Here is a 9812-nt window from a genome sequence, read left to right as displayed (position 1 = left end):
GACTTACTCGGCAATCTTATCATGTGTTAAACAACTGGTATGTTATGTCTAAAAAATTCTGTTTTTTCATGTGTCAATCATCAACCACCTTTTCCAGAATTATCCCTTCGTTAAATCCACCGCGTTCCCTTTCTTTTTCTTCCCTCAGCTTCTCTACATCTGAAAATTTAATATTATGTATATTATGTACCAAAGCACGGATAACTTCCAAAATATCAGCTAATTCCGTAAGCTCTAAGGATAAACAGTATTCCTCAACTTCCTCTTTTAATTTAGAAACTAACATCTCTTTCAGCGTTTTTTTGTCCCGTATTCTAGAAATTACCGGTTTTTTACCGTCTTTTTCTATAATCTCAGGTATCCTGTCCCTAACTAACTTGTTATACACAATTGTCAATTTTCTTCCCCCTCGGCCAAATAGGGTATAACGCTCTTTTTAATTTTTCGGATTCCTCCTCTAGGGTCTTTAACGTCACCGAGATACCGTGGTATGACATGGTAGTGAAGATGGAAGATTGTTTGCCCGGCAGCCCTGCCCACATTCACCCCAACATTATATCCATCAGGGTTAAACTTTTTATCAAGTTTATCTTTAACTTTAAACAACAAGCGATTAATTGCGTCTAGTTCTTCTAGGGTGGCTTCGAAAAGCGTTTCAACATGCCGCTTAGGGACAATTAAAACATGTCCTTCATTTACAGGGTATTTGTCATAAAAAGCCCTCGCTAAATCGTTTTCAGCAACAATTTCCGTTTCGGGCTCACTACAAAAAATACAACTATCCAAATTAAACATCCTCCTTAAATCTCTTACGAAAGTAATCTATCCGCCTATATTCTAATATATCTTTTACGTGCCTAGCTAGGTCAGGGCTTAAATAAGGCTCTATCTCAGAAGACAGAAAGAATACTTTATTAATCTCATCATAATTAAAAAATCTTCCCTTGCTTAAAAAATGTATAGGGTTCTTCCTCGCCAACTTAGTAAATTTTTCTACATCCCAAGTCCACCAATCCTTATTACTTTTGTCGTTTAGATCTTTCTGATGTAAAGGATTATGCTTGTAAAAGGTCATAAACTTTTGTCCCACTTTCGATAAGGGTACTTCTTTCAAAATGTGTTCTCCCTCTATTAGAGCACCTATTGTAGGAATTTTATAAGATTTGGTCATGGCGGTTTTTTCCACATACCTTAGAAACTCCTCTGCGGGAGTATCCAACCATTGTTCCTCAGAGGGATAAAGTTCACCAATATCCTTCAAAAACCTTATCCATCCCTTCCGAAGAAATTCTCTAATAGGTATATCACTTCCTTCATAAATATCAACCCGCGTGGGGCGTCTACCCAAAGATTCTTTTAATCTGTAAAAATCGTTCTTCATCCGCTTTCGTAGAGGATCGGCTTTGGCCATCTCTTCAAATAGATCTAAAACCTTAAAATCAAATTGAACCTGGCAGTTATCAGGAAAATCGTAATCCGCGGGTTTCCTTCCCCTGCCCGTTTTAGAAGCCATGGGATTTTCGCCAGCCAGTAGTGCGGGAATATAATGGGCTCTTTTATAGTTTCCGATAAAGTCTAGTACGGTCAGATATTCCTTCCCTTTATATTTCCGCAGGCCCCGGCCCAACTGTTGTAAAAAGACAACAAACGATTCGGTAGGCCTAAGAAACATTACCGTATCTATACTGGGTATGTCCACCCCTTCGTTAAAGATGTCTACTGCAAAGATAACTTTAATACGCCCCGCTTCAATTGCTCTGATAGCTTCCGTCCTATCCATTACATACTGGTTACCCCTGACCCCGCTATGAACCGCTACTGACGGAATACCATTTTGGCTGAAATATTGTGCCATGTATTCTGCATGGTTTATGGAAGCACAAAAACCTATAGTTCTTTTTTGGGCAAACTTTTTATATTTAGCTAAAATTAAATCCGCCCGTTCTTTCCGCGAAAGTTGTTTTTCCAGGTCATCAATAACATATCTGCCATTCCGGTATTCTACCTTGGAGTAATCAGTAGCATCATAAATTCCATAATACCTGAAAGGAACTAACAAATCCCTATTAATAGCGTCTTTTAAATATATTTCATATATTACGTTATCTTCACATAAAGCATAAATGTCCCTGTTATCCGTTCTATAGGGAGTAGCAGTGAGCCCTAAAAGAAACCGGGGTCGGAAATATTTAAGAACATTTATATAACTATCGGCAGCGGCATGGTGGAACTCGTCAACTACAATATAATCAAAGAAGTTCCTTTTAAAGGTCTCCAAGTTGTTTATCTTAGTTAGTGTCTGAATGGTGGCGAAGTAAATATCTGCTCCTTTGTCTTTTCTTGTTCCACTAAAAAAGCCAGTTTTGGCATTAGGTCGAACCATTTTAAAAGTTTTTTCTGCTTGTTTTAAAATTTCTTCTCTATGAGCGACGTACAGAACGCGATTGAACTTCAAAGAATCAAAAGCAGCTAAAAAGGTCTTACCAACTCCGGTTGCCGCAATTACCAATCCTTTTGTTACTCCTTCTTCCCTAGCCTTTTTCAGTTCGTACAAGGCCTCAATTTGGGCTCCTCTGGGTTTGATGCTATCCGGTTCTTCTAATTGTTCTTTCTCTAATGATTGCTCCACCTTGACAAAGGCAGGCTTTCTCCAATTCACAGTATACTTTTTTAAAACCTCGGGAGTAATTTTTTCTGAATGGTTATAGAATAAGTCATTAAATGTATTAGAAAATTTATAGTAATCCTCCGGGTTTTTACTTTTTAGCAAACGGTAATTCCATTCAATTCCCCAGGTTAACGCTGGTAACGATAAATTGGAAGAACCAACAAAAACCTCAGCTTCTTGTTCGTAGTCGAAAATATATGCTTTTGGATGAAACGAACGTAAGTTATCTGCAAAGAAACGAATATCTAATTTGTCGCCTAGTTTATACATCAGATAGTAAATAGCTGAAGGCTCGGTTATAGACATATACCTGCCAGTTAGGATTTTAATCTCTACCCCACGGTTAGCAGCTTCTTGAAGTTGGGAAGCAATTAACTTGGCCCCTGATTCCATAAGGAAGGCTACATTAAAACGTATCTTCTTAGCCCTCTTTATGGCAGAATTTAAATATGAAATAAGGTGGTCGTCTCTCCCAACAATCGCATTAGACATAGTTTTCTCTCCTAGAAAAATAAGTCCCAGTTATTGTTAAGCTATTCTGTAAGTTCCCTTCCAATCCTTCTTTAAATTACCGTAATTGTTTTCGATGGATGCAATAGAGCGGTCCAAAGGTGGTAGAAACGCGGTCCCTTGAAGATACTTGAGGAAAAGGGCGACAGTCGCAGGGTTGAAGTAAAGACCAATCACGTTTCATCGGGCTATGAAGAATATAACAAAAAATTTATGCTGGCTCATAAATCGGGGGGCGGAGCCGATATCAGGGCTATAGGGAGAACGATCAAGTGACCTTGAAGGGAGAAAACTTTTCCTTCAAGCTGCCCAAGAATGTGGAAAAAAGATTTGCCAAAAAGAAAAGCGGCGAGCGGTTAACCCTGGGAATAAGGCCGGAAGACGTTGTCGTGGGAAAAGGTGAGTCGGACTTAATAAGAGGTGAGATATACGTTGTTGAGCCTCTGGGGCGGGATAAGTTGGTAGACGTAAAGCTGGGAGGAAACAGAATAAAACTCATTGCCTCACGGGATTTTCAGGGCAATGCAGGGGAAAATGTGGGTGTAAGTTTAAACGTGGCAAACATTCACCTTTTTGACAAAGAAAGCGGAAAATCATTGAGAATCGATTAGCCCACTTCTTTTTCGTGCAGGGGTGATGGCATTCGCTTCTGGTGAACGGTAGGCGGTTAAAGATAAAAAATGGCTAACCGAAAGGTCATCCTTTTGGTTAGCTATAAGTCCAAAAAAATTAGGCAATTGAGCAAATCGATAAGCCGAGTTCTGTCGTTGGGTGATCATCTGTCTGGGGTGTTAGTTGCCTAACACCTCTAGCGACCTTACCCGGGAACGGAGCGGGCCACTCCATTGTTCCCCTATTCGGTCTTGCTCCAGGTGGGGTTTACCAAGCCAGCCAGTCGCCTGGCTGCTGGTGAGCTCTTACCTCACCGTTTCACCCTTACCCGGCACTTAGTTTGCCGCGCTAAAATTGTTAGTTAAGTTATCCTTGTACGGCAAACTAAGTGCCGGGCGGTTTGTTTTCTGTGGCACTTTCCTTAGGGTCGCCCCCACTGGGTGTTACCCAGCACCCTGCCCTGTGGAGCTCGGACTTTCCTCAGGTACAGCCTTTCGGCATTTGTACCCGCGATCACCTGATTTACTCAATTGCCTATTTTATTTTTAACATGGGTTCTAATAATAACACAAGTTTAAAATCAATTCAATACTCAATTTATGGGAATGATGGTGTGCTGTTACTTAATTAGCCATACGTGGGAAAAAACAAAAGCAAGTTTTTAGTAAATTATTACTTATGGACGGTCTGAAAACGTCTTCAAGTTGAAATGTTACTGCTGCGACTGTTCTTGCGTAGATTCTTGATTCTGTTTTGCAGGTTGCTCAGTAGAGGTCGTTGGAGCCTGCTCTTCATTTTGTTGCTGCTCAGTACTGGTCTGTTGTTCTGCCGGTGGTTGTTCTTGTTTGGTAGATTCCCCACATCCAAATAATAAGAAACTGCTAAGTGCTAATAATGCAATTATGTAGGCAAACTTGCCTATCTTTTTCATAATTCCAAACCTCCTCTTAGTAGTTTATTTGCCTACCCATACAAGCAGTTTCCCCTCTATCCAGCACCTCCTTTCATCTTCCAAGTAAAAACCTGAGCCCTTAAATTTCCCGCTGCTTAGTTGGGATTTTTAGTGCTCAGGTAATAAGATTTTCGACTGTAATTAAAATATGTATAACCCCTCACAAGGTATTCCATAAAATTTACATCATATGTAATTTTAGCAAAAAATGATATTTAAGTCAATTATATCCAAAAATTGTTTCCAGTGATTTGACATCACCTCATTCTAATAACTTACATACTATATTTCCAGGCGGAAGAATTTAGCCGCCGAAATTTTTGACCGCCTTTTAGCCACGGCTAACAAATTTACCCAGGCCTAAATTTTACGGAAAAGGAGGGCTAGACATGAGTACTAAATTTAATCTCAGCCATCTCCCCATAGGGCAGGCTGCCGTAGTCCATTCTATAAAATGCACGGGATCCATCAGGCGAAGACTCCTCGATTTGGGGCTCGTTCCAGGGACAAAGGTAGTGGCAGTACGCCGCAGTCCCGCCGGTGACCCCACAGCATTTCTAATCCGGGGGGCACTGGTAGCCTTGAGGAAAGAGGAAGCGGAACAAGTTGGGGTTACTTTCCCCATAGAGAACAAGGAAGTGATTTAAACAGGAAGGAGAACCCCTATGGGCCACTGCCATTCATGCAGTCTCCCCGTTTGCCGCCAGGATGCTGGAGAAAATTTGAACGGCTCTTCTCAACCGCTGGTTGCCCTGGCCGGAAACCCAAACACGGGGAAAAGCACTCTCTTTAATGCTTTAACCGGTCTTAACCAGCATACAGGAAACTGGCCGGGCAAAACCGTATTGATTACCGAGGGAAGCTATTTCTACCGGGGTAAAAAGTTCAGGGTGGCGGACCTGCCCGGGACCTACTCCCTGCTAGCCAATTCCCCTGAAGAGCAGGTGGCCAGAGATTTCATCTGCTTTGCCGACCCGGATGTCACAGTAGTGGTTGTCGACGCTACCTGCCTGGAAAGAAATTTAAACTTAGTACTACAGGTTATGGAAATAACGCCAAAGGTAATAGTGTGTGTAAATTTGATGGATGAGGCCCGGAGAAAAGGAATTGAAATTGACCTAGAGGTACTTTCCCGGGAGTTGGGGATTCCTGCGGTACCGACTGCTGCCAGAAGCAGGTGGGGGTTAACCCATCTAAGGGAGGTAATTCATGATGTAGTAAGCGGAATCTGTCGTCCCAAGCCAAATCTGGTCCGCTATGACCCTGAATTGGAAAGATTAGTACGCAAGCTGGAAAGCAAACTAGCCATACAACTGCAGCGAAAATACCTGGCCAGGTGGATTGCTTTACGCTTACTGGAGGCCGACGCTGGATTCCTGGAGGCCATTAACCGGCACCTGGGGGTAAATATCAGCCCACACCTGATCGAGGAGGTACTCTCTAATGGATAAAACCCACACCTTTGCCGCCAACTACCGGGACGAGATCGTCCGCGCCATTTACCAGCACGCAGAAATCATTGCCGGCCGGGTCGTCCGGGAAAAGACATCACCCCGGAAGACCCGGTGGGATCAGAGACTGGACGATATTGTTACTTCCCGCTGGCTGGGTTTCCCCCTGATGGGTTTGCTTCTTACGGGAGTACTCTGGTTAACGGTGGTAGGAGCCAACTACCCTTCGCAATTGCTGGCCACAATTCTTTTCTGGGGAGAAAAACAGTTGGTAGAGTTGTTCCAATTTTTGAATTTCCCGCCGTGGTTGTCAGGAGTCTTAGTGAAAGGCACATATCGCAGCATGGCCTGGGTTGTTTCCGTTATGCTACCGCCCATGGCCATCTTCTTTCCCTGCTTTACCCTGCTTGAGGATCTGGGCTACCTCCCCCGCGTAGCTTTCAACCTGGACCGATTTTTTAAGAAAGCGGGAGCTCATGGAAAGCAGGCTTTGACCATGAGCATGGGCTTTGGCTGTAACGCCGCGGGAGTCACTTCCTGCCGCATCATTGACTCTCCCCGGGAACGCCTTATCGCCATATTGACTAACAATTTTGTTCCCTGTAACGGCCGCTTTCCCCTGCTTATCACTTTATCCGTCATTTTCGTGGGAAGCTCCTTGCCCGCCCACCGCAGTTGGGTGGCGACAGCCGTCATTACTCTGATAGTACTTTTAGGTATAACCGTAACCTTTATGACTTCCTGGCTTCTCTCGCGAACTTTGTTGAAAGGCCTGCCCTCTTCCTTTGCCCTAGAGCTCCCGCCCTATCGTCCCCCGCAAATAGGGAAAGTTATTGTTCGTTCCGTGCTGGACAGAACCGTGCTTGTCCTGGGCAGGGCAGTCGCCTTTGCCGCCCCGGCAGGAGCAATTACCTGGATTCTTGCCAATACCTATATAGGCAAATACAATATGATCAGTTACCTGGCCGGGTGGCTACACCCCTATGGCCAGAGCCTGGGACTCGACGGGTACATCCTAACTGCCTTTTTTCTAGGGTTACCGGCTAATGAGATCGTTTTACCTATTCTCATTATGAGTTATACATCCGCCGGAGCCATGGTGGAACTCGAAAGTTTGGAAACCCTGCGTACACTGCTGGTCGATCACGGGTGGACCTGGGTGACGGCAGTATCCATGATGCTCTTTTCCCTGCTGCATTTCCCGTGTTCCACTACTTTGTGGACCATTAGAAAGGAAACCGGAAGCTGGTTATGGACCTTGACCGCTTTCGGTCTCCCCCTGGTTACCGCTTCTTTGGTAACGTTTCTCTTTAACCAGACAGTAAAACTGCTGGGCCTCTTTTAATAAGGATGGTGGTATATTTGAGTAAGAAAGAAAAATTTTATACGGTGAGAGGTTACGCCTTAATGAAACAGAATACCGGTTCCTTAACTCCCAGCATGGAGGATTACCTGGAAATGACTTTCCGCTTATCTATTGAAAAGGGATTTGTTCGGGTGAATGAGCTGGCTGAAACCCTCAACGTGCAACCTCCTTCAGTTACTAAAATGGTCCAAAAACTGGCGGACAGAGGATTATTACACTACGAAAAATACGGTCTCATCAAACTTACGGAAGAAGGAAACAAGCTGGGCAGGTACCTGCTCCAGCGCCATAACACCATCAAAGAATTCCTTCAGTTGATCGGCGTGAAGGAAGGCCTGCATGAAGATACCGAAAAAATCGAACACAGCGTACGCAAGACCACCATGGAGTGTCTTCTCCGTTTTATAGAATTTCTCAAGCAGGAACCGGCTATAATGGAAAAGTTTTATCGAACTACAACCAAAAACTGATTGCCACCATGGTCATTGGGAACGCTCTTTACGATAATGCATATCCAGTTTTAAACGGCTGTAGATGGCTATCAATTTATCTAATTTGGCATTGACCTCAACTACCTGCGGGTCCTGCAGCTTCTTTAAGTCGTTACCAACCAAATTGGTCAACTCCTCCCTGAGGCTTTCTATCTCTCGTTCTATAAGCTCCAGCTTTCTTCTCACTGTTCCGTCTTCCTCCGACCCTCGCTTCCCCTGTAAGTGGAAGTCATTTATTTTTTTTAATAAGAAACACTTCACCCTCATGTTGCACTGTAATAGAGCCGAATACCCGTGCAACTTTCAATGCCAGCGCAAAGGATATGTTACGTCTTCCCGCTTCAATTCGCGAGACGTGCAGGGACGTGATGCCCAGTTTCCTCGCCAGTTCTTCCTGCGTCCACCTTCTGGCCAGCCTTTTCTCTTTGAGGTCAACCGGTCGTATAATTTTTTCATCCACACCACCAACCCTCCCTATAATTATACCTATAAGGCTTATTTGAATAAATGCATATTCCCGCTAGGTATAATATTTGCCATTCGTTAAAAAAATCCTCTATTAAATAACAACAATGGGAGGAGTTGGCGAAAAATCTTGCCAAGTAGGCCAATTTGGTTTATATTAGATTTAGCCAACTTGGTATAATTCTTGACCGAAGGAGCGCAAAGATGAAAAACAGCTCTTTTATCGGCCAAAAAATCAGGGTGCTGCGAGAGAAAAACAAGCTGACCCGGACAGAATTGGCCAAACAGTTGGGCATTACCGGACTTCACCTGTACCGTATCGAGACGGGCCGGCGGAATCCTACTATAAAAATGCTGCAAAAGCTGGCGAAAATCTTTCAAGTTCCTTTAAGCTACTTTTCCGGCGAAGAACCCTCAGGACAGAGCGTAAAATATGAAGTAGTGGACCTGGAACAATTTCTACGGGAGAACACCGTCAGGTTGGAAGGAAGGGAGCTCTCCCCCGACCAAAAGGAGAAAGTTTTAACTCTAATTAAAACAGCTTTAGACCTGAGCAGTAAGAATGATAAGTCGTGACCGGTCACTATTCGTAAAGAAGAAGACGCCCGCAATTCTCACACCTGATCAAGTCGGTTTGGCGCCTCAACGCCTGCAATAAGGACGTGGGGATCTGCACCCGGCAGCCAGTACAGGTTTGGTTTTCCACCCTGGCCACCACTCGCTCGCCGTATTTCGGGCGCATTTTTTTATAAAGTTTAAGGAGATCTTTATCTATTTGAAAAATAATTTGGTGGTGACTGACCTCGATCCTTCTCATTTCTTCCTCCAATTCTTGTTTCCAGCGGTGGTACTCTTCTAACGCGGCGGAGTAAGTTTGCTCCAGTTGCTGAAATTCCTGTTCTGCCTTTCGCAACTCCTCTTCCAGTTGTTCTTCTTGCAAAGCCATGTTGATTATCTCTTCTTCGATTTCCTCCTGTTCCTGCTTAACCCACCTGAGATTTTCTTCCAGACTTTTCAGTTCCCTGGAATTAGTTATATTTCCCTCATAAAGCTTCTGCTCCAGCCTTTTTATCTTTTCCCCCACTTCTTTGGCATCTAGCTCTCTTTGACGCAATTCCCGGCTCAGCCGGCGCAGCGCTTCTCTTCTCTCCGTTAGATCCGCCCTGATCTTCTCCATCACGTGCTTTTCTTTTTCCAGTTTTAAGCCCAGCGGACTTGTCTTAATTTGTTGTTTGAGCTGTAAATAACGCTGGCGCATTTGTTGCATTTCCCATAGTTTTTTCAAGGACATAATTTA

The 9812-nt window shown here is 43.8% G+C and carries 14 protein-coding genes and 1 other RNA gene; 7 read left to right on the top strand and 8 right to left on the bottom strand.

The window, feature by feature from the left end:
* Positions 1–73 precede the first annotated feature (73 nt).
* The 3 genes from KKC1_RS00500 to KKC1_RS00490 are packed head-to-tail and all read right to left on the bottom strand — an operon-like array spanning position 74 to position 3160.
* Positions 74–388, bottom strand: a complete 315-nt coding sequence (locus tag KKC1_RS00500) for a phosphoribosyl-ATP pyrophosphohydrolase (protein ID WP_368731538.1) — start codon at positions 386–388, stop codon at positions 74–76.
* Between the two features lie 5 nt (positions 389–393).
* On the bottom strand, positions 394–786 hold the full coding sequence (locus KKC1_RS00495) for an HIT family protein (protein WP_088552557.1): 393 nt from the start codon (positions 784–786) through the stop codon (positions 394–396).
* A gap of 1 nt (position 787) precedes the next feature.
* On the bottom strand, positions 788–3160 hold the full coding sequence (locus KKC1_RS00490; protein WP_088552556.1) for a DEAD/DEAH box helicase family protein: 2373 nt from the start codon (positions 3158–3160) through the stop codon (positions 788–790).
* A gap of 138 nt (positions 3161–3298) precedes the next feature.
* Here KKC1_RS00490 and KKC1_RS15915 point away from each other — a divergent pair, with 138 nt between their 5' ends.
* Together KKC1_RS15915 and KKC1_RS00485 are read left to right on the top strand one after the other, a co-directional pair.
* A complete protein-coding gene (locus KKC1_RS15915) occupies positions 3299–3454 on the top strand; it encodes a hypothetical protein (RefSeq protein WP_153802831.1) in 156 nt (51 codons plus the stop codon).
* The gene (locus KKC1_RS00485; RefSeq protein ID WP_192868003.1) at positions 3451–3789 is read left to right on the top strand and encodes a TOBE domain-containing protein; all 339 of its coding nucleotides are present in this window, start codon (positions 3451–3453) and stop codon (positions 3787–3789) included. Before KKC1_RS15915 ends, KKC1_RS00485 begins: the two co-directional genes overlap by 4 nt.
* Before the next feature lie 123 nt (positions 3790–3912).
* Here KKC1_RS00485 and rnpB read toward each other — a convergent pair.
* Positions 3913–4319, bottom strand: an RNA gene (gene rnpB / locus KKC1_RS00480) — RNase P RNA component class A.
* A 183-nt stretch (positions 4320–4502) separates the two neighbouring features.
* The gene (locus KKC1_RS00475) at positions 4503–4721 is read right to left on the bottom strand and encodes a hypothetical protein (protein ID WP_088552554.1); all 219 of its coding nucleotides are present in this window, start codon (positions 4719–4721) and stop codon (positions 4503–4505) included.
* A gap of 410 nt (positions 4722–5131) precedes the next feature.
* Between KKC1_RS00475 and KKC1_RS00470 the strand changes: the two genes are divergently transcribed.
* Genes KKC1_RS00470 through mntR form a run of 4 tightly spaced genes read left to right on the top strand, consistent with a single transcriptional unit; the run spans position 5132 to position 8029 of the window.
* Positions 5132–5389, top strand: a complete 258-nt coding sequence (locus KKC1_RS00470) for a FeoA family protein (protein WP_088552553.1) — start codon at positions 5132–5134, stop codon at positions 5387–5389.
* An 18-nt stretch (positions 5390–5407) separates the two neighbouring features.
* Positions 5408–6193: a FeoB small GTPase domain-containing protein gene (locus KKC1_RS00465; RefSeq protein ID WP_088552552.1), complete on the top strand. Its 786-nt coding sequence runs from the start codon at positions 5408–5410 to the stop codon at positions 6191–6193.
* The gene (locus KKC1_RS00460) at positions 6186–7538 is read left to right on the top strand and encodes a nucleoside recognition domain-containing protein (protein WP_088552551.1); all 1353 of its coding nucleotides are present in this window, start codon (positions 6186–6188) and stop codon (positions 7536–7538) included. Before KKC1_RS00465 ends, KKC1_RS00460 begins: the two co-directional genes overlap by 8 nt.
* 17 nt (positions 7539–7555) lie before the next feature.
* Positions 7556–8029 carry a transcriptional regulator MntR gene (mntR, locus tag KKC1_RS00455; RefSeq protein ID WP_238134146.1) on the top strand — a complete coding sequence of 158 codons (474 nt, stop codon included), beginning with the start codon at positions 7556–7558 and terminating at the stop codon, positions 8027–8029.
* 12 nt (positions 8030–8041) lie between these two features.
* On the opposite strand, the gene KKC1_RS00450 is transcribed toward mntR, so the two are convergent.
* Positions 8042–8236, bottom strand: a complete 195-nt coding sequence (locus KKC1_RS00450) for an aspartyl-phosphate phosphatase Spo0E family protein (RefSeq protein ID WP_192868002.1) — start codon at positions 8234–8236, stop codon at positions 8042–8044.
* Positions 8237–8279: 43 nt separating this feature from the next.
* Positions 8280–8510, bottom strand: coding sequence for a helix-turn-helix transcriptional regulator (locus KKC1_RS00445; RefSeq protein WP_202819888.1), 231 nt, complete (start codon positions 8508–8510; stop codon positions 8280–8282).
* Between the two features lie 209 nt (positions 8511–8719).
* Between KKC1_RS00445 and KKC1_RS00440 the strand changes: the two genes are divergently transcribed.
* Positions 8720–9091, top strand: coding sequence for a helix-turn-helix domain-containing protein (locus tag KKC1_RS00440; RefSeq protein WP_088552547.1), 372 nt, complete (start codon positions 8720–8722; stop codon positions 9089–9091).
* A gap of 7 nt (positions 9092–9098) precedes the next feature.
* On the opposite strand, the gene KKC1_RS00435 is transcribed toward KKC1_RS00440, so the two are convergent.
* Positions 9099–9806 carry a zinc ribbon domain-containing protein gene (locus KKC1_RS00435; protein WP_088552546.1) on the bottom strand — a complete coding sequence of 236 codons (708 nt, stop codon included), beginning with the start codon at positions 9804–9806 and terminating at the stop codon, positions 9099–9101.
* Between the last annotated feature and the right edge of the window lie 6 nt (positions 9807–9812).

The sequence above is a fragment of the Calderihabitans maritimus genome, from assembly GCF_002207765.1.
Lineage (GTDB): Bacteria > Bacillota > KKC1 > Calderihabitantales > Calderihabitantaceae > Calderihabitans > Calderihabitans maritimus.
Note: the sequence above shows the minus strand (reverse complement) of the source record. Positions and strands in the feature narration are given on the sequence as shown.